The organism is Burkholderia sp. ABCPW 111, from assembly GCF_000773065.1.
Lineage (GTDB): Bacteria > Pseudomonadota > Gammaproteobacteria > Burkholderiales > Burkholderiaceae > Burkholderia > Burkholderia savannae.
Genome location: NZ_JPWT01000001.1, coordinates 70,894 through 90,890, shown reverse-complemented (window position 1 = coordinate 90,890; position 19,997 = coordinate 70,894). Strand labels below are relative to the sequence as shown.

Genomic DNA, 19,997 nt, shown 5'->3' with positions numbered 1-19,997 from the left:
GCTTCATCGTCGAATGCACGATGAACTTTTGAGAGAGTTCGGTGAGATCAGATATGAACGAGACAAATTTGCCGGTCGATTTGTGCGATGCCTTGCTCGTCGGACGCGTGTGGCGAAGCGCACCCGTTGACGGTCCGGCGGTCGTAACGGTCAGAGACGGATGTGTTGTCGATATCACCCGGTTCGGACCTACGACGTCGGATCTCTTCGAGCGTCCCGATATTCTGGAGATCGTCCGTTACGGCGAGGGCGAGTTCCTGGGCTCGATCGACGACATTCTGAAGGACGCTCTTGATCCGGGCGCGGTTTCGCCGGCGAGGCTCCTGGCTCCGTGCGACGTGCAAGCCATTAAAGCGTGCGGCGTGACATTCGCGGTTAGCCTGCTGGAGCGCGTGATCGAAGAGAGTGCGCGAGGAGACGCAAAAAATTCTCATGAGATGCGACGGGCGATCACGACGCTTATCGGGGCCGATCTGTCGGAGATCAAGCCGGGGTCCGAGGCCGCTGCGAAGCTGAAAGAGGCGTTGCTGCAAAACGGCGCGTGGTCTCAGTACATGGAGGTCGGCATCGGCCCGGACGCCGAGGTCTTCACAAAATCGCAGCCGATGGCTTCGGTCGGGTTCGGCGCCGATGTCGGACTTCATCCGATGTCGAGCTGGAACAACCCTGAGCCGGAAATCGTCCTTGCAGTCAATAGTGCGGGAAGGGCCGTTGGCGCGACGCTGGGGAACGACGTCAATTTGCGCGACATCGAGGGGCGATCCGCGTTGCTGCTCGGCAAGGCGAAGGACAACAACGGATCGTGTGCGATCGGTCCGTTCGTGCGCCTGTTCGACGAGAAGTTCACGCTCGACAGCGTGAGAGCAGCAAGCGTTTGTCTTCGCATCGAGGGCGCCGACGACGGTTTCGTCCTCGAAGGGAAGAGCCACATGCGCGAGATCAGCCGCGATCCGCTGGACCTCGTCGCACAAACGTACGGTCGCCATCATCAGTATCCGGACGGCTTCATGCTGTTTCTGGGAACGATGTTCTCACCGATCCAGGATCGCGATATTCGCGACGAAGGGTTTACGCATCACGCCGGCGACGTCGTCACGATTTCGACGCCGTCCATCGGCTCGCTGATCAATACCGTTCGGCTGTCTACCGAAATTTCGCCGTGGACGTTCGGCGTGCGCGCGCTCTACGGCAATCTCGCGCGAAGAGGATACGTCGGTGCGGCGAGCAAATCGCCGAAGCCGATTGTCGCGGCAACCTCGAGGACGAAACAATGAGACAGTTCACTCATTTCATCAACGGCAAGTGGATTCCGGGCCGCCACTTCTTGCCGAACATCAATCCGTCGGACACGGCGGACGTCGTCGGTCACGTGGCTCAGGCCGACGAGGAAGAGACGCAGTGGGCGATCGACGCCGCATGTCGCGCGTTCGATCGCTGGAGCGTATCGACGCCGCAGCAGCGCTTCGATGTGCTGGATAGAACAGGGAACGCCATTCTCGAACGCAAGGACGAGTTGGGCGACCTGCTCGCCAGGGAAGAAGGGAAAACGCTTGCCGAGGCGATCGGAGAAGTGACGCGCGCCGCTCAGGTGTTCAAGTTCTTTGCGGGCGAGGCACTCCGGCTCAACGGCGACGTCTTGCCTTCCGTTCGAGCCGGATTGACGGTTGAAGTGACGCGCGAGCCGCTGGGCGTGATCGGCCTGATTACGCCATGGAATTTTCCGATTGCGATACCCGCCTGGAAGATTGCGCCGGCGCTCGCCTACGGAAATTGCGTTGTCCTCAAGCCGGCGGCGCAGGCGCCCGCGAGTGCGTGGGAACTGATCGGGATGATCGAGAAAGCGGGCGCGCCGCCCGGCGTCGTCAACCTGGTCATGGGGCCCGGCTCGGTGGTCGGTGCGGCGCTCGTGAAGTCGCCGCTGGTTGCCGCAGTGAGTTTCACAGGTTCGGTCGCCACCGGCCGCGATATCGGAAGAGCGTGTTTCGACTCGGGAAAACGCATCCAGTTGGAGATGGGGGGAAAGAATCCCATGGTCGTTCTGGACGATGCGGATCTCGATATCGCAATCGAGGCCAGCCTGAACGGCGCTTTTTTTTCTGCCGGCCAGCGCTGCACGGCATCGAGCCGCCTGATCGTGACCGCGGGCATTCACGATCGCTTCGTGGCAGGGCTGACTGAACGGGTCCGTGCGTTGAAAGTAGGGGACGCGAGGCAGCCGGGCACACAGATCGGGCCGGTCGTGGACGCCGTTCAACTACGGCAGGTCGAAGCGTATCTCGATGTCGCCCGCGGCGAGGGCGCGGAAATTCACGGCGGAGAACGCGTGACCTGCCTGACGGACGGGCATTTTCTGGCGCCCGCGCTCGTCACCGGCACGACCAATTCAATGCGGATCAATCGCGAAGAGGTGTTCGGCCCTGTCGCGACGATCATCAGGGCCGCCGACTATCAAGACGCCCTGGCGATCGCGAACGATACGGAATTCGGTTTGTCAGCGGGAATCTGCACGACCTCGCTGACATACTCGACACACTTCCGGCGGCACGCTCAGGCAGGGATGGTGATGGTCAACACGCCCACAGCCGGAGTCGACTATCACGTACCGTTCGGCGGCCGCAAGGGCTCGAGCTACGGTCCGCGCGAGCAGGGCGCCTATGCGCGCGAGTTCTACACCACCATTAAAACGGCCTACATCAATCCTGGCGATCTTTAATGCGGTTCGCCTTGCTTGCTGCGATTGAATCGGAGCGAGCGCGGGCGACGCGTCACGTCAGATCCTGAATATCCTCCTGAAAGTTCTTATGTCGATCGATCACGCAACAGACTCCGCCCTTTATCGCAATCCGAATGCGCCAATCCGGGAGCGCGTCGCCGACCTGCTTGCAAGAATGCATCTGGACGAAAAGATTGCCCAGTTGCATGCCGGTTGGCTGGAACTGTCATCCGACGGGAAACATACCTGGCGAATCGCGGATTTTGCTCAGCGCCAGACCGGCATTACGGTCGATACGCTGCTCGCACACGGCCTCGGGCAGATCACCCGGCCGCTCGGGACCCATGCGGTCGACGCCCGCGAAGGTGTCCGGGCGCTCAACGAACTGCAACGCCGGATGGTCGAGGATACCCGATTGGGTATCCCGGTAATGTCTCACGAGGAATGCCTGGTCGGCCTCATGATCGACGGCGCCACCTTGTTTCCCTCGCCGCTGAACTACGCCGCCACCTGGAACCCGGGGCTGATCGAGGCGGTCGGCAGAGAAATCGGCCTGCAAGCGCGTTCGATCGGCTGCCACCAGGGGCTCGCGCCGGTGCTGGATGTGTCGCGTGATCCGCGATGGGGACGCACGGAGGAGACGTTCGGCGAAGATCCCTATCTGGTGGGCGTGCTGGCTTGTCATTACGTCAAGGGACTGCAGGGCGAGCGACGGGATCTGCTCGCCACGCTCAAGCACTTTGCCGGGCATTCGGCGAGCGAGGGCGGGCGCAATCACGCCCCCGTGCGCATCGGACCGAGGGAATTCAACGATATCTTCATGCTTCCGTTCGAGATGGCGGTCAAGCTGGCCGACGCGGGGTCCGTCATGCCCGCCTATCACGATATCGACGGCATTCCCTGTCATGCGGATCAGGCATTGATCGAAGGCACGCTGCGCCGTCGATGGGGATTCGACGGACTGGTTGTTGCCGATTATGCCGGGGTCAATCTGCTCCTCACCCATCACGGCGTCGCGCAAGACGAGGCGAAAGCCGCGGCATTGGCGTTCAATGCCGGGCTCGATGTCGAACTTCCCGGCCACGAGTGCGCGTTGCACTTGAAAACCGCGATCGAACGCGGCGATATCGAGTTGGAGGCGATCGATGCCGCGGTGTCGCGAGTGTTGACCGAAAAATTCCGGCTGGGGCTTTTTGAGCGCCCTTATGCGGACCCCGACGGCGTGAACGTGAGCGGCGGCGACGCCACGGCGCTCGCGCGGCAAGCCGCGCTCGAATCCATCGTCCTGCTGAAGAACGACGGCACTTTGCCGGTTCGTGCAGCGCAGGAGCATCGTGTGGCGGTCATTGGGCCGACTGCCGACGATCCCCTCGCGCTGCTCGCCGGCTATAGCTTCCCGGTCCATCTGATCACGACCGGCAAGGATGCGCGATCGCCCGTGAAAACCCCGCTGCAGGCTTTCAGGGAACGATTCGCTGCCGATCGCGTCGTCTACGCGAAGGGGTGCGAGATTATTCAGGAGCGGCGCGCGGGCACGCCGGTGTTTCCAGGCGACGTGGATATGGCGCGCGCGCTCGATGAGAATCGGCAGGCTCCAATCAGCCGCGACCTCCGACAAATCGATTCCGCTGTCGCCGCGGCACGATCGGCGGCGGTCGCGTTCGTGTTTGTCGGCGACCTCGCAGGGCTGTTCCAGTCCGGCACCGTTGGGGAGGGCTCGGATACCGATAGCCTCGAACTGCCGGGCGTGCAGCAGACGCTGCTCGAGGCCGTCGTCGCGAGCGGCACGCCGACGGTCGTCGTACAGACGGGGGGACGCCCCTACAACCTTGGAGGGCTGGAGGAGGTGGTGGCCGCACATATCGTCGCCTTTGCGCCGGGTGAGGGCGGAGCGGATGCGATCGCCGAGCTGATTTCCGGCGCGGCCGACTTTAGCGGCCGCCTGCCGTTGTCGATTCCCAAAAGCGCGGGCGCGGTGCCCTACGTGTACAACCACAAACTGAAGAGCGCAGGCACGCCTGTCGCCTACCATTTCGGCTCGCGCTATCCGTTTGGATTCGGTTTGGGGTATACGCGGTTTCGCTACGGGGCGCTTGATTTGATCGACAGCCACGCCGATGTGGCCAGCGGGGTATTCGAGTTTGTCTTCGAGATAGAAAACGTCGGCCAGCGGGATGGAACAGACGTCGCTCAGATTTACGTCCGTGACCGTATTGCATCGGTCGTGCGCCCGGTGCGCGAACTCAAGGGATTCCAGCGCGTTTTCGTGCCGGCGGGCGGGCGCAGAACCGTACGGGTCCGATTGCCGGTCGACATGCTCAACTTTACCGACGAGCGTGGCGAGCGCGTCGTGGAACCCGGGGAGTTCGATCTGATGATCGGCAGTTCCAGCCGCGATATCGATCTGTTCGGCACGCTGACCGTATCGGGACAGGAAGTGCGCACGCTTGGCCGCAATTGGCGCATGCTTTGCGACGTCAGCGTATTCGAATGAGCGGCGACGATGACGTCGAGAGCGCGATACCGGCTTCGGCCAACCGTTCGGCATGGCGAATAGAGACGTATCGCGCCCCGCGGATGCCCTCGCAAATGTCGACCGTAACGGCCGAAACGCCGGGGGGCGGTAATTTCGCGGGCGCTCTGCCGCGCGAGGCGGAAGACTCGACGGTCAAAAGCGTATCGATGCCGCGTCGGCCGGGACGTGCCGTGGATCGGCGCGGCAGTCCGGACAATCGGACGGCCGCGCCGGCGAGCAAGCGAAACGTGGCGCGCCATGGCGCCTTGCCGTCGCCGGCGCGCATCGACAGGCCTCGAGCAGTCCCCTTTGCATCTCAAGGTTTCACTGACGACGCCCAGTCGCGAGCAAGATCGCAACTGGGGCGCCGACACTCGTTTACTTCGTCTTCGCAGCCTTCGCAAGCGCTTGAACCGCGCGCTTCGAATCCTGGTTCGAGTTCATGAACGTGGTGACGACGTCGGTGATTGCGCCGGCGATCGCATCCGATTGAGCCATGCTGCCCGAAAGCGACGGCACGTACCCGTTGCCGGCGATCGCTGTTTGTTCGTCCGCGTAGGACTTCCTGGCGCAGTCGTCGAATTTCGCCATCGGCGCGCCAAGCCGCACCGGAATCGAGCCCTTGTACAGGCTGAACTGTTCCTGAAACGCCGGAGACATGATCGTCTTCGCGAGTGCGAGCTGGCCGGGCGTCGCTTCCTTTTGGCCCGGCTGCTGGAAGAACACGAACGCATCGACGTTGAACGTGTACGCCTTGTCCGTGCCCGGCACCGCCGCGCAAATGTAGTCGCTGCCCGGCTTTTTGTTCGCGCCGGCGAATTCGCCTTTCGCCCAGTCGCCCATGAACTGCATGCCGGCCTTGCCGTTGACGACCATCGCCGTCGCGAGATTCCAGTCACGGCTGGCGCGGCCGCGATCGAAGTACGATTGAATCCTGCGCACCGTGTCGAATACTTGGACCATCTTGTCGGACGTGAGCGTCTTTGGATCAAGATCGACGATCGCCTTCCTGTAAAAGTCCGCGCCCTGCGAGAGCACCACGCCTTCCCACAGCGTCACGTCCTGCCACGGCTGGCCGCCCATCGCAACCGGAACGATGCCCGCGGCCTTCATCTTGTCGGCCACGGCGAAGAATTCCGGCCATGTGGTCGGCACTTTACCGCCTGCCTTGTCGAGCGCGGCCTTGTTGATGTACAGCCAATTCACGCGATGCACCGAGAAGGGCGCCGCGACGTAATGGCCGTTGGCGCGGATGATCTTGTCGATCTGCGGCGGAAGGTTCTTCTTCCAGTCTCCGGCGGCCGAATCGATCGGCGCGAGCACGCCTTGCTCGGCCCACTCCTGAATCAGCGGGCCTTTGATTTGCGCGGCCGTCGGCACGTTGCCCGAGATCACCTGGGTCTTGAGCACGGTCATCGCGGAGGCGCCCGCGCCGCCCGCGACCGCGAAGTCTTTCCACGCGTAGCCTTGCTTCTGCATGTCGCTCTTGAGGACGCCAACGGCCTTCGATTCGCCGCCCGACGTCCACCAGTGCAGCACCGACACGGCTTCGGCGGCCTGCACCGATGCCGCTGCGCCAGACAAGAGGCCTGCGGCGCACAGGCCGCCCATGAATTTGCCGACTTTCATTCTTATCTCCCCCAGACACCTGATCGAAAAAGGAACGCTTCCCTGACGCCGCCAGAGTGCGTCGAAAAATCAAAACGTGTAAATCGCCGATCTCGGGCTACGCCGACGCGATGCGCAAAATCTCGTCGAGCCGAGCCTCGCTCAATCGCCCTTTCGAGAACGCCGGCACCTTGTTGATGGGCATTTCGTCGACGAACGCGCGGGTCGCCATGCGCGCCTTGCGCGCCGCGGTGATCTGCTCCCGCGTCATGTCGGCGGACGATGCCTCGGGCGCCGGCTCGACCAGTTCGGCGAATCCGAGCGCGCGCGCGAATTCTTCGTACACCGCCGGCATCCGGCTGAAATCCTGCACCAGCGACTGCCGCGTGAGCGTCCTCGCCAACGGGCGCGCCCGCACGTGGAGGGTCGCCTGCAGCGGCAGATCGCGTGACGATCCTCCCACGCGCACATCGAACTCGCCCGGGTTCACCGACCATGCTTGCGCTTGCGGATCGTAGTGCGCGAAGTCGCGGCGGCCGAGCGCGAAGCGCAGCGTCCTTTCCTCGCCGGGCGCGAGCATGACCTTGTCGAACGCGCGCAGTTCGTTGACAGGGCCCGGGTGCGCGGGTGCGCGCTCGTGCACATAGAGCTGCACGACCTCTTGCCCCGCAACAGCGCCGACGTTCCTGACCGTCACATCGACGGCGATCGAGCCGCCTGCATCGGCATCGAAGGCGGCCGTGCCGCTTTCGATGCGGGTATACGCAAACTCCGTATAGCTCAGGCCGAAGCCGAACGGGAACAGCGGTTCGATATCCCGAATGTCGTAGTGCCGGTAGCCAACGAAGAGCCCCTCTCCATAAAGCGCATGGCCGCAATGGCTCGGGAAGGCCGGAAAGGCCGGCGTCTGCTCGATGCAAACCGGAAAGGTCTCGCTGAGCTTGCCCGACGGATTGACGCGTCCCGTGAGCACGTCCGCCAGCGCGCCGCCGCCGGCTTGCCCGCCGAGCCAGCCCTCGACCACGCCCTTGACGCCGTCGATCCACGGCATTGCGACGGCGGAGCCGTTCAGCAGCACGACCACGATGTTCGGCTGCGCTATCGCTACGGCTTCGATCAGTCGCACGTGGCCGGGCGGCATGTCGATCGAGCGGCGGTCAAAGCCTTCCGATTCGTAACTATCGGGCAAGCCGACGAAGACGATCGCCACGTCCGCCGACACGGCTTTGTTCACCGCGTCGGCGAGCAGCGCGTCGTCGGTGTCGCCCTCGGCGTCGCAGCCTGCCGCGTGCAACAGTCTGTCCGCGCCGAGCAAGGTGGCGAACTCGTCGAAGGCGTTCGTCACGCGGATCGGGTTGACCTGCGAACTACCCGCGCCCTGATACCGCGGCGCCTTCGCAAAATCGCCGATCAGCGCGACTTTCTGGCGGGCGCGCAGCGGCAATACGCCATCTTCGTTCTTCAACAGCACGATCGACTCGCCGCCGACTTGCCGAGCGAGGGCGTGATGCGCGTCGGCGTCGAAGGCGAAGGCGGGCTTCTTCGCGGCGGTCGCCTTCAGCGCCACGGCCACGAGTTCGGTCGCGGCGCGCTCGAGCGTCTCGTTCGACAAGCGTCCGTCACGCACGGCCGCGATGATCCGGTTGCGGTTGTAATCGCCGCTGCCCGGCATCTCCAGGTTCGTGCCTGCCGCCACGCTGCTCGCGCGGTCGTTGATTCCGCCCCAGTCCGACACGACGAAGCCTTCGAAGCCCCACTCGTCGCGCAAGATATCCGTCAGCAATTCGCGATGCTCCGATGCATAAACGCCGTTGACCGGGTTATAAGCGCTCATCACGGACCACGGCTGCGCCTCGCGCACCGCGATCTCGAAGGCCTGCAGGTACGTCTCGCGCAGCGTCCGTTCGTCGATGTCGGAGCTTGTCGCCATGCGTTGCGTTTCCTGGCTGTTCACCGCGAAGTGCTTGAGCGACGTGCCGACGCCTTCGCCCTGCACGCCATCGATGTACGCGACTGCCATGCGGCCCGACAGCAACGGGTCTTCCGAGAAGTATTCGAAGTTGCGGCCGCCGAGCGGCGAGCGTTTGATGTTGACGCCGGGGCCGAGCAGGATCTGCACATCGGCTGCCTGCGCCTCGCGTCCGAGCGCCGCGCCGACCTCACGGATCAGGCCGGTATTCCAGGTCGCGGCCAGCGCGGTCGCGGTCGGAAAACAGGTGGCCGGCACGCTGTCGCCGAAAAGGCCCTGCAGTCTGCGCAGACCGTGCGGCCCGTCCGAACAGGTGATCGCGGGCAGCCCGAGGCGCTCGACGGCGTGCGTTCGCCACCAGCCGTCGCCGGAGAGGAGCCGCGCTCGCTCCTCGATCGTCATGCGCGATACCAGGCCGGCGGCCTCGTGCAGCGTGTTGTCCATCGTGGTTCCTCCAGTCGGCGTTCGATTATCGAAGACAGCGTGTAACCCGCCCACGGACGGATTGCGTTCACTGACGAGCGCATTCTAGAAGTCGCCGGGTGAGGGCGTTGTAAGGGAAGTCGGACATCGCGCTGCTCGATTACCCTATGCGAAGTGGAATCGGCTATGCTCGAACGGCCCTCATCGAGACCCTAACGTGAAGGACCGCAGCGCGTGGCAACCCGTCAAACAGCGGCCCCGGTGGCCGATCCCGCCAGTTCGAAAACCTCGTCCGCGAATGCCGAGCCGTGGGGCACGACCAAACTGTGGTATCGGCAGGTCGAGGAAGACGGCCTCGATCGCGTCGGCGAGGCGCGCGCGGCGGCGCTCGCGGTCGCCAACAGCGGCCGCGCATGGCGTTTCCTGCGCGATATGCCGCTTGGCCTCGTGCTCTATGACGATCAGTTCCGCATCGTCTATCAGAACCTCGCAAGTGAGGTGATGACGGGTTACCCCTCGTCCGATTTTGCCGGTCAGTCGCCGATCGGCCTCTGGATTCCGGAGAGTCAGCGCACCGTCATCGGAGAAATTCTGCGCCGCATGCGCGAAGAGCGCGTTGCGCTGCATGGCCGCGCCGTGCACGTGCGGCGCGACGGGCGCCTTTCCTGGGTCCAGTGGCACACGACGCCGCTCTTCGACGGCGACTGCTTCATCGGCTATCTCGGCACGCATAGCGAACTGAGCGAGGCGGTGCGCGCCGCCAAGCATCAGGCCGAATTGCTGATCGATGCGGCGGTCGATATCGCGATGGTCCAGCTCTCGCCCCAGGGCCGCATACTGAGTTGGAACCGCAACGCCGCCGCACTGTTCGATTCCCATGCGAAAGAGGCGCTGGGCTTACCGTTCGAGATGCTGTTTTCGTCGGATGGCGCCGAGTGCGGCGTGAGCGCATCGCTGCTCGCCCGCGCCCGTGACGGAGACCGCACCGAATACGAAGGCTGGCTCGGACGTACGCGCGAGACGCGGTTCTGGGGCCACTTGCGGCTCTACCCGCAGCGTGACGACGACGATGTCGTCTACGCGCTCGTGATGGTGGCGCGCGACCTGAGCGAACGCCGGCGCGCCGAACAGCAGGTGCGCGAGAGCGAAGCGCTGCTTTCGGCGATCGTGTCGGCGGCAAGCGACGTCATTCTCGGCATTGACGACGCCGACCGCGTCATCCTCTGCAACCCTGCGGCCGAACGTGTCTTCGGCCGCAGCGCCGCCCAGTTGAAGGACGGTCCGCTGCCCGACATCCTGCCGCGCGGCGACGGCCTGCGATCGCTTGTCGATGCGAGGCGAACCTTGTCGGGCGTAGGTCACGACGGGCGCATGCAGCACCTCGAAGTCTCCGCGACGCGCACGAGCGTCGAAGGCCGGAGCTTCATCACGCTCGTTGCACGAGACGTCACCGAGCGCGTCGAGTCCGAGCAGGCTGTCGAGCGCTATCGTGAGCAATTGTCCGCGTTGACGCGCGACCTGATGGACGCCGAGCAGAAGACCAACCGCCGTCTCGCGCAATTGCTGCACGACCAATTCGGCCAGACGCTCACCTCGCTGCGCATCTTCGTCGACGCCGTGCGCGCGCGTCTGCCCGCGAGCGACGACGCTATCGTGCAGAACGGCTGGTCGCAGATCTCGTCGCTCATCGATCGCGGCATGCGCGAAGTGCGCGAAGTGCTGGTTGAATTGCGGCCGGCGCTATTGCAAGAGCAGGGCCTTGCGGTAGCGCTCGACAACGAAGTGCAGGCGCAGGCGGCAAAGCATCCGGAAGTGCGCGTGACGCTCGATGCCGCCGACGAACTCGCCGAGCGCCGCTGGGCACCCGATGTCGAATATGCGGTCTTCATGGTGGCGCGCGAGGCCATTGCCAATGCGCTGCTGCATTCGCGCGGCGGCCATGTCGCGGTCAGGCTGGATGCACGGGGCATGCCCGGGCTGGTCCTGAGCGTGCACGACGACGGCCGCGGCCTCGGGCCCGCCGAACGTGCGCACAAGCCCGGCCATCTCGGGCTGGTGGGCATGCGCGAGCGCGCGCTGGGAATCGGTGCGCAACTTGTCGTGAGCTCTAGCGCCGGACGGCGCGGCACGACGATCGAGTTGAGGTACGCGCCATGAACCAGACCATCTATCTGGTCGACGATCACGCTGTGCTGAGAGACGGACTGCGCGCGCTGCTCGAACCTGCCGGATACCGGGTCGTGGGCGAGGGCTGGATTCCGCAGGCAGTGCTTCGAGACATCATGCGCGCGCCGCCCGACGTGGTACTGCTCGACCTGTCGCTCGGCGAGCATTCCGGCCTCGAACTGCTCGGCGAGATGCACCGCCGCAAGCTGCCGTCGCGCGTGCTGGTGCTGAGCATGCTCTCGCAGCCGCGCCAGGTGCTCGACGCCGTGAGGATGGGCGCGATGGGCTACGTACTCAAGGGATCAAAGGGCGGCGAGGTCATCGAGGCGCTGCGCAACGTGGTTGCGGGCCGCCACTACTGGAGCGCCCAGATCGCCTCCGCCGCGGCGAAGGCGCTCTCGTCGGCGGCGGCGCCGGAGCCTGCGGTGGCGCTCTCGCTGCGCGAGCGTCAGGTGCTCAATTTGGTGGTTCGGGGCCGCACGAGCGCCAGCATCGCGGAGTCGTTGCACCTGTCGGTCAAGACTGTGGAGACGTATCGCCTGCGCCTGATGCGCAAGCTCGGCGTCAGCGATATCACTGGTCTCATGCGGCTTGCCTTCAAGGAAGGGATGCTCGACACGGAGGGCAACTGATGGATTCTCTTGGGGGGGCGGGGATTGAAATTCGGCTCTCAAGTTCCGGGCACAGTTTGACGAGACCGTCGCCTTCAAATCGCCCAGCGTCGGCAGAGGGCGATCTTCCGCGAACGCTACCTGGATGGGCGGCGCGTTCTCATGCTCGCGTCCAGCACGCGGCAATGCGCACCAGTTCGACAGCGCAGGCGTCGTCGAGCACGTAGTCGATCCGCGCAGCCGCTCTCAGATCGGCAGCGTTCGTTCGGGCGTTGATCGAGCCCGAACCGCCGACAACCTTGCCACGCGAGCAGCAGAGCTTGCGGCCGTCGAGCTGCGCCTCGGGCTCGCTGATAGGTGGCTCCGTCGTGGGGAACCGGCGAGCGTATCGAGGTCCAAAGCACGGCATTTCTAAATGGCTAGAACGCGACGTTTCTATAAAGCTACTACAGCAATATTGTTGATAATTGATATTATGTCAATTTTTACACGTAGGCTGACCGCGACGATTCGGGCAATCAAAGCAGCCCGGTCCCTGACAATCGCGCGCCCGGCAACAGCGTAGCAAGCCCAAAATCATTTCCTTCGACACGCCTGCCATGAGCAGGCGTTTTTTATGCTCGGCAATCTTGTAATACACGCGCCGTCGCTTCGCGTCATGGATTCCGCGCCGAGTGTTGCGGATCACCCAGTAGAGATTCCTGATATCCCGAGCCACATCGGCCAGTTCTTGGGCCGACAGATACGGCCGTTCCAGCAATTCAAGCTGCATCTTCAATTTCCACCACTCGGACGCCGGAACAGCCGATTCGCGCCACATACAACCGCAACCGCCACAATCAGCGACGCCAGGAACGACGAGGCCAGATAAACATCCTCGACGCCCTCGTCGCCGTACGCACCGAAGAGCCCCGCAAAACGAACCAAGGCATTTGTAGCCCACGGCGCGAACTGGATCGACCCGGCCACCTTGGCGAGCGCCAGCGTAACCGCCAGCGTCGCCACCACGTTAAACACGATTCGAGACGCTTTCATCGAACATCGACCGTACCGTATGCACGACCGGCGAAACCGGGCACGCTGATCATGGGCGTTGCCTTGAGGGCGGCTCGCAGCTTCACGAAGTCCTGCAGATTCACCAGAGTGACACAGCCTTCACTCAAGCCCCTAGGCCCGTTCGGATGAAGGCGGAAGCTCCCTCGCCTCACGCCGTTGATGAAGGTCCAATCGTCAATTTGGCCGTCCGCACGATACAGCGCAAACCAAGTCGTCCGATCGGTTTCGTAGAAGTGCTCCAAAACGAAATCGCGTATGCTGCCCAAACGCCCACCCGACTCTCTATCGACGATGTAATAGCGTCCAGGCGGCAACGGACCGACATCCTTTTTGGCAATTGCCGCCGGATTATCTCGCCCCTCGCTCGTTCCCGAAAATGCAGGAAAAGCACCAACGCCCGGGCACTGAAGCGTCGAGAATTTCTGATTAAACGTCTTCCAGCGCATCTGGATGCCAGATCAGCGCGGGCATTCGGTACGATTTCCCGAAGCAAGTTCAGTCAGCCACGCGCGAACACGGTCATGTTGCACCGCCGGCGTACCTGAAAGATACGAATCGAGTCGCGCCCGATCCATTTCGAGCGACAAAGCATCGGCGCAAACCGTGGCCACATATTCGTCAACGGACTGGCCTGACCGGTGTGCCGCCGTTACGATGGCGGCTTCCAATTCGACGGGCAATGCAACAGTGAGCATATCGTTCCCCAATTTCTGCATGCCACTATTGTAGCGGTATCTGAAGCCCTTTGTTCACGTCACGGCCCGCGTCCAACCTACCTGCCGTACTTCGCAAATTTGTAAGCTCTGCGCCACTGGACAGACGGCTTTGCTTGCACGGCCTCAAGATACGCTGATAGTTTCTCGAATTTCTTGCCCTCGCGCACAATGAGGGACTTGCTCCTGACACGACATCACGGTCCGTGGCAAAAATGAGGCATGAGTCAGCGGATTCCATTGGGGCCAGCGGGCTTCGACCTGCATGGGCCGGATATAAAACCGCAGCCTGTATCTGTTCGACAGAGCAACAAACCTTGGCAAGCCGGAGGCGTCCATATAAAGACCATGGAAAACGAGATTCTCCGGGAGGCCGTGGAGGTGATGAAGTCGCGAAAATGGATTGCGCGCTCACCCTCATTGCCGGAGGACACGCAGCGAAGCGGGTTTGCGATGTTCTCGGTGTAGCGCGCTCGAATGTGGCGGCAAAGCTCGCGCGACCAGCTGATTGGCGAGACGGACGACGCGCTCGCAAGTCGGACGACGCAAGCCTTGTCGACGCAATTCGATTGCTTGTTGCCGACTTGCCAAGCTACGGCTATCGGCGCATATGGGGCCTGTTGCGAAGCGAGCGGGAGTCCCGATGCGAGGCCCCGGTCAACGCCAAACGTGTGTATCGCGTGATGCGCGTGCACGACTTGCTGCTGCACAGGCCTGCGCGGCCGCACATCGAGCGCCGACACGACGGCAAAGTGGCTGTACCGAGGAGCAACCAGCGATGGTGTTCTGACGGCTTCGAGTTTCGCTGTGACAATGGCGAGCCGCTGCGCGTGACCTTCGCGCTCGATTGCTGCGACCGTGAGGCCATGAGTTAGGCGGCGACGACCGGTGGTCATAGCGGCGATGTCGTGCGTGACGTCATGCTGGCGGCTGTGGAACAGCGCTTCGGCAACGTTTCGAAAGCGCCTGCGGAAATTGAATGTGGAGTAGCCCCGTCTCTCGCAGACAACGAACGACACCACAGCGCTCGCAAGACGATCCGCGCGTGCGCTCACCATGGCGCGCCGCGCATGCCGATTGGCGCGCTTGGCGAGTTACGGCGCGCGTGAAAGCCGGCATCATGTCGAACATCATGTGAAGTGGAATCGACGACGATGGACATCAACACCGACACCCCGGTCATGGTGACCGGCGCAACCGGCTACGTCGCGGGCTGGCTCGTGAAACGGCTGCTCGACGCGGGCTTCACGGTTCACGCGGCTGTGCGCGACCCTGCCGACCGCGACAAGCTCAGGCATCTGGAGCGGATCGCGGCCGGCGCGCCCGGCGCGATCCGCTACTTCCGCGCCGATCTGCTCGAACCCGGCTCGTATGCGCAGGCAATGGCCGGCTGCGGGATCGTGTTCCATACCGCATCCCCGTTCAAGGTCGACGTGCGAGATCCGCAGAAGGAACTGATCGATCCCGCGCTGCTCGGCACGCGCAACGTGCTCGACACGGTGAACCGCACGCCGTCGGTCCGGCGCGTCGTGCTGACGAGCAGCTGCGCGGCCATCTACGGCGACAACGCCGATCTCGCCGCCACGCCGAACGGCATGTTCACCGAGGCGATCTGGAATACGAGCTCGTCGCTCACGCACCAGCCGTATTCGTATTCCAAGACGGTCGCCGAACGCGAAGCGTGGAAGATCGCGGGCGCGCAGCAGCGCTGGGATCTGGTGACGATCAATCCGTCGCTCGTCGTCGGACCGGGCATCAACCCGAAAGGCACGTCCGAGAGCTTCGCGATCGTGCGGCAGATGGGAGACGGCACGATGAAGAGCGGCGCGCCCGATCTCGGCATCGGCGTGGTTGACGTGCGCGACGTGGCCGAGGCGCACGTCCGCGCGGCGTTCCTGCCGGGCGCGAGCGGCCGCTACCTCGTGTCGGGCCACGATACCAGCCTGCCGGCGATGGCGGCGACGCTGCTCGAACGGTATGGCGACGACTACCCGATTCCCCGGCGCGTGCTGCCCAAATGGCTCGTTTGGCTGGCCGGCCCGCTCGCGAACCGGGCCGTCACGCGCAGGATGGTGGCCCGCAACGTCGGCTTGCCGTGGCACAGCGACAATAGCCGCAGCCGCAACGAGCTCGGCATCCGCTACCGGCCCCTCGCCGAATCGATGAACGACTTCTTCCAGCAGCTCGTCGAGACCGGGCAGCTGCGGCGATGAACCGCTTCGCGATCTCGCCGGGCTGGCGGATATTGCTGGCCGATCTGGATCTATCCGTCGACGAGTTGCTGCGGCGCGCGCAGTTGCCCCCCGACCTGTTCGCGCGGCCGGACGCGGGCCTGTCGACCCGCGAGTATTTCCGCCTGTGGCAGGCGTTCGAAGACATGGCCGGCGAGCCGTCGATGCCCCTGCCCCTGCGCATACTCGACTACGTATCGGTCGAGACGTTCGATCCGCCGATCTTCGCGGCGTTGTGCAGCCCGAACCTCGAAGTCGCGGTACGGCGCATCAGCCAGTTCAAGCCTCTGATCGGTCCGTTGCGCCTGCGCGTCGCACTGGAGGCGGACGCGCTCACGCTCGCCATCGACTTCGTCGAGCAAGACGTCGCGCCCCCCGGCGCGCTGCTCGCGACCGAACTCGGCTTCTTCGTGAAACTGGCGCGGATCGCGACCCGCTTGCGCGTGCCTGCGAGCGCGATTACGCTGCCGCGACAACTGCGGCCGCACGACGACTACGCACGCTTTTTCGGCGCGACGCCGCGCTATGGCGCGGCGCCATCCGTGAGCTTTGCGCTGTGCGACGCGCGACGCCCGTTCGTGACGGCGAACGACGCGATGTGGCAAGTATTCGAGCCTGACCTGCGTCGGCGCCTGACCGCGCTGTCGGCCGAAGCCGGCATCGTCGAGCGGGTCCGGGCAGCGCTGCTGGAACTGATCCCCGGCGGCCTCGCGACCGCCGAGGACGTCGCGCGCTCGCTTGCGATCAGCAAGCGCACGCTGCAGCGCCGGCTCGGCGAAGAAGGCGCGAGCTTCAAGGCCGTGCTGGCCGACGTGCGCGAGCGGCTCGCGTGGCACTACCTCGATCGCTCCGATTTACCCTACAGCCAGATCGCGTTCCTGCTCGGCTACCAAGATCCGAACTCGTTCTTCCGGGCGTTCAGCACATGGACGGGCATGACGCCCGACGCCGCGCGCACGCGCGCGACGCGCTGAGCCGGCACGCGCCCTCGGGCCGACCGGCCCCAGCGCGTGACTTCCACCGCAAGCGGCCCGCTGCAGCGGCGATGCGTTCAATTGCGGCGGCCGCTGCGCGATGAAGACGTGAGCAACGACACGCGCGGCACATGCGGCCCGCACATTTCCCTATCCTCGGATCGAAGACGCGCCACGCGCCCCTTCCGGCCGTTCGTCGAGTCAAACCGTCGTTTTGATCTCGACTCCGAACAGTCAAGAAGATGCGCCGCGGCGCAGCGTTCGCGCCGTCGTGCCGCATCGGCACGACGAGCGCAGCGCCGCACGCGGCGCACTCCCTCAGATCGCCGTCAACAAGCCGCCGGCGTGCTGCCGCATACGGTATTCACGAGCACCACGATGTTGCCGCTCGTGAACGGAGAAGCGCCCTGCTGCTTCACCGTCGTATCCGTATAGCCCCAGCTCGTCACGCCGACCACGACATTGTGCGAGGCCGCGTTGCCGAAACCCGTGCCGTTGAGCGCGGGCGGCATGCCGAGATTGACGAGCCACGGGCCGCCGCTCGAACCTCCGGTCATCAGCGATCCGATGATCGTGTTGTTCGAATAGCCGGCGGACACGAAACCTTGCGATCCGTTGCGCTCCATGAAGACGCCGTTATCCAGCGCCACCGGGTAACCGAGCTGGTCGATCTGAGCGAGCCCTGACGAGTTGTAGCTATATCCGTTCCAACCATAGCCATACCATCCGGCGCTATTGCCCGCGTACGCTCCGCCTTGCGGCGTCAGCACGATCACGGCCACGTCGTCTTGGCAAACGACGCCGGCGACGGCGCACGGATCGGAGCCGTCGAAGTAGGACGTCATGATGGTGGCGGACGCCCCGCTCCATACCCCATAGGGCGCCGACCCATTGCTATAGTCGGGAACGAATACCCAGTTCGAATAGAACTGCCGCTGGCCGAAATTCGCTACGCAATGCGCCGCCGTGACGACCACTCCCGGCTTGATGAGGGATGCGGAGCACAGATAGGTTGCGGAGCCGATGTTGAAAAACAGCTTCCCGGCCGGGCGGAACGGATAGTAATACTGCGTGTTGTCGCCGTATGCGTTCACCTGGCTGGTGTTGTACGGCTGATTCGACGTGCCGAATTCCTGCGGCTGGACCCCGGTCTGGCTCAAATCGACGGGCGCCACCAATTGCACCGGTCTTTGCTTGCCGTCGCCCGCGCCGCCTCGCGCGTAGCCGGGCAAGCCGAGAGTCGGCTTGGCGTTGTACATCAGCGATTCCAGCATGGTGGGCGGCGCAGCGATCGGCTTCGGCAACGGCATCGGCAATGCGTTCTTGAAATCGATCGCGGCCACTTGCACGGCGCGCTCCGGCAACGTGAGCTGTGTCACGCCTCCATGCGTCTTGATCTGCTGGGCAACAGCGCTGGTCGCGATCAGCGAACCGAGCGCGGCAAAAGCGACTTGCTTGATCAAACGTTTCATTTGAATCTCCTGGCGCATTTTTGAATGATTTTTTCCGAGATTCGAAATTTTGTTCGAATGTTAAAACGCCCCTCGGCACACATTTGGATCAATGTCAGGCGAATTAGACGCTTTGCGAGGCCGTCGCGAGCGACATCGCTCACGGGCGAGCCTCTTTTTTGTTATTGATCGATCAATTCGATTGGACGGCCGGTTTTTGATTTATCAGTATATTTAATACCTGTCGTCCGACAGGACACGATGGAATGTCGATTTGAATTGCCTTTTAAGCGTTGACTTTATTTTGATTTTCGACATCGATGTGAGATGTCTTTTGTCCAGATGAAAGATGGCGTAGATCCACTTTACATTTTATTTTCTGCCTGCGATATCATATTATTTCATAACGGTTATTATTTTTAGTAATTCCCCCTGAGAGAAATGGTAGTGTCGGCATCCGGCGTTCGCGAGCGTCGTACAGCCGGCCGGGATGGTTCTGCGCGGGATCGCGGCATGAGACAACATGCACGCGCGCGGCGCTTCGGTTTTGCGCGGCGAGCTCGATTCATCCGTCCGGCGAGCCGCGGCGCGCCGTGCGACAGCGGCGTCATCCGCCGGGCAGGCTCCCCATCGCCCTCGCCGGAGTGTTACGTCACGTCGACCGGCGCACGTCGAGATCTGCGCTGGCTCCGCGCCCTCACATAGACGATTTCACGGCGGCACGGCATTCGGGCAAGCCACCCCATCCCCTTCGACACCGTGCCGCCCAGTCGCAATCGAGTCGGGATGTCGGGATGTCGGGATGTCGGGGCGACCTGAGCGTCGCATCGCTAGTCACGGATATCCCCGTGTATTCCCCTTTTGTGCTCAGTTCTTCGAACTCGAGCGCTTCCTCTCGCGAAACGGATCGCTCTAGCGGAACTGTTCCCAAGGACCTGCAACGGAAGCGCGTGCGCGCAGCATCCCGTACTGATCACCGGTGTAACCGAGTTCCGCCGAGACGAATAGTCCATTCGCCTGCGACTGGACCGTCGTGCAGCCGAGGCCGCAGGCGCCGAACGTGAATTTCTCCCACGGCCCGACAACGGACGCGCGTGCGCGCAGCATCCCGTACTGGCCACCCGAGTAGCCGAGCTCCGCGGAAACGTATAGTCCGTTCGCTTGCGATTGAATCGTCCAATACCCGTCGCTCGTGTAGTTGCACACGGTGTACTGCTCCCAGGGGCCCGCCGCGGTCGCACGGGCGCGCAACATCGCATATTCGCTCCCCGCATATCCCAACTCGGTCGATACGAGGTCGTGATTGGCGAGCGACGTGATGGACACATTTTGCGTGCACGCCGGACCAACCGCGTTGCGCACCGCAGGCGCGGCAATCACGCTCGACAAACTCCGCATCCCGGGCGCGGATTCCCCGTCCGCGAAGGCGAGAGGCGGGAGCAGCGCGACTCCGGCGGTCAACATTGCCGACATGACGTGATCCAAACGGCGCCTCCAAAGCATTGCATTCATTTTTGCCCCCAATTAAACACCCGATAACGAATGATCAGAAATGCGCGGCATGGAA

At 63.5% G+C, this 19,997-nt stretch carries 14 protein-coding genes and 2 pseudogenes; 8 read left to right on the top strand and 8 right to left on the bottom strand.

Features of this window, described 5'->3' with window-relative positions; translation table 11 throughout:
- Nucleotides 1-53 precede the first annotated feature (53 nt).
- The 3 genes from X946_RS00335 (at nucleotide 54) to X946_RS00325 (ending at nucleotide 5,207) form a co-directional block, all read left to right on the top strand.
- Nucleotides 54-1,274, top strand: coding sequence for a fumarylacetoacetate hydrolase family protein (locus tag X946_RS00335; RefSeq protein ID WP_052144958.1), 1,221 nt, complete (start codon nucleotides 54-56; stop codon nucleotides 1,272-1,274).
- Complete coding sequence (locus X946_RS00330) at nucleotides 1,271-2,713, top strand: aldehyde dehydrogenase family protein (RefSeq protein ID WP_038742956.1); 1,443 nt, start codon at nucleotides 1,271-1,273, stop codon at nucleotides 2,711-2,713. Before X946_RS00335 ends, X946_RS00330 begins: the two co-directional genes overlap by 4 nt.
- An 88-nt stretch (nucleotides 2,714-2,801) precedes the next feature.
- Complete coding sequence (locus tag X946_RS00325) at nucleotides 2,802-5,207, top strand: glycoside hydrolase family 3 N-terminal domain-containing protein (protein ID WP_038742954.1); 2,406 nt, start codon at nucleotides 2,802-2,804, stop codon at nucleotides 5,205-5,207.
- 399 nt (nucleotides 5,208-5,606) lie between these two features.
- Here the strand turns inward: X946_RS00325 and X946_RS00320 are convergent, their stop codons facing one another.
- Entirely contained in the window at nucleotides 5,607-6,857 is a 1,251-nt protein-coding gene (locus X946_RS00320; protein WP_038742952.1) for an ABC transporter substrate-binding protein, read from the bottom strand.
- A 97-nt stretch (nucleotides 6,858-6,954) separates the two neighbouring features.
- Complete coding sequence (locus X946_RS00315) at nucleotides 6,955-9,249, bottom strand: glycoside hydrolase family 3 C-terminal domain-containing protein (protein ID WP_038742950.1); 2,295 nt, start codon at nucleotides 9,247-9,249, stop codon at nucleotides 6,955-6,957.
- Between the two features lie 213 nt (nucleotides 9,250-9,462).
- Here X946_RS00315 and X946_RS00310 point away from each other — a divergent pair, with 213 nt between their 5' ends.
- Both X946_RS00310 and X946_RS29705 read left to right on the top strand, forming a co-directional pair.
- On the top strand, nucleotides 9,463-11,385 hold the full coding sequence (locus tag X946_RS00310; RefSeq protein ID WP_152611590.1) for a sensor histidine kinase: 1,923 nt from the start codon (nucleotides 9,463-9,465) through the stop codon (nucleotides 11,383-11,385).
- Nucleotides 11,382-12,026, top strand: a complete 645-nt coding sequence (locus tag X946_RS29705) for a response regulator (protein WP_038742946.1) — start codon at nucleotides 11,382-11,384, stop codon at nucleotides 12,024-12,026. The genes X946_RS00310 and X946_RS29705 overlap by 4 nt, the downstream gene beginning before the upstream one ends.
- Before the next feature lie 457 nt (nucleotides 12,027-12,483).
- On the opposite strand, the gene X946_RS29695 is transcribed toward X946_RS29705, so the two are convergent.
- From X946_RS29695 to X946_RS29690, 4 genes are read right to left on the bottom strand one after another with little or no spacing between them, the layout of a single operon-like run.
- A complete protein-coding gene (locus X946_RS29695; protein WP_226383117.1) occupies nucleotides 12,484-12,777 on the bottom strand; it encodes a hypothetical protein in 294 nt (97 codons plus the stop codon).
- 2 nt (nucleotides 12,778-12,779) lie between these two features.
- Nucleotides 12,780-13,040 (bottom strand): hypothetical protein, encoded by a 261-nt coding sequence (locus tag X946_RS00295; RefSeq protein WP_038742942.1) that lies wholly within the window; start codon nucleotides 13,038-13,040, stop codon nucleotides 12,780-12,782.
- The gene (locus X946_RS00290) at nucleotides 13,037-13,507 is read right to left on the bottom strand and encodes a DUF2778 domain-containing protein (RefSeq protein ID WP_038742940.1); all 471 of its coding nucleotides are present in this window, start codon (nucleotides 13,505-13,507) and stop codon (nucleotides 13,037-13,039) included. The genes X946_RS00295 and X946_RS00290 overlap by 4 nt, the downstream gene beginning before the upstream one ends.
- Nucleotides 13,508-13,519: 12 nt before the next feature.
- A complete protein-coding gene (locus tag X946_RS29690) occupies nucleotides 13,520-13,777 on the bottom strand; it encodes a hypothetical protein (RefSeq protein WP_226377224.1) in 258 nt (85 codons plus the stop codon).
- 339 nt (nucleotides 13,778-14,116) lie between these two features.
- Here X946_RS29690 and X946_RS00285 point away from each other — a divergent pair.
- The 3 genes and pseudogenes from X946_RS00285 to X946_RS00275 all read left to right on the top strand — a co-directional run.
- Nucleotides 14,117-14,811, top strand: a pseudogene (locus X946_RS00285) (IS3 family transposase); the annotation flags it as partial.
- A 117-nt stretch (nucleotides 14,812-14,928) separates the two neighbouring features.
- Nucleotides 14,929-15,987, top strand: a complete 1,059-nt coding sequence (locus tag X946_RS00280; protein WP_038742938.1) for an NAD-dependent epimerase/dehydratase family protein — start codon at nucleotides 14,929-14,931, stop codon at nucleotides 15,985-15,987.
- Nucleotides 15,984-16,979 (top strand): AraC family transcriptional regulator, encoded by a 996-nt coding sequence (locus tag X946_RS00275; RefSeq protein WP_038742935.1) that lies wholly within the window; start codon nucleotides 15,984-15,986, stop codon nucleotides 16,977-16,979. The genes X946_RS00280 and X946_RS00275 overlap by 4 nt, the downstream gene beginning before the upstream one ends.
- A 329-nt stretch (nucleotides 16,980-17,308) precedes the next feature.
- Here X946_RS00275 and X946_RS00270 read toward each other — a convergent pair.
- Both X946_RS00270 and X946_RS00265 read right to left on the bottom strand, forming a co-directional pair.
- A pseudogene (locus X946_RS00270) lies at nucleotides 17,309-18,534 on the bottom strand (trypsin-like serine peptidase).
- Between the two features lie 808 nt (nucleotides 18,535-19,342).
- Complete coding sequence (locus X946_RS00265) at nucleotides 19,343-19,915, bottom strand: fascin domain-containing protein (RefSeq protein ID WP_145986767.1); 573 nt, start codon at nucleotides 19,913-19,915, stop codon at nucleotides 19,343-19,345.
- Between the last annotated feature and the right edge of the window lie 82 nt (nucleotides 19,916-19,997).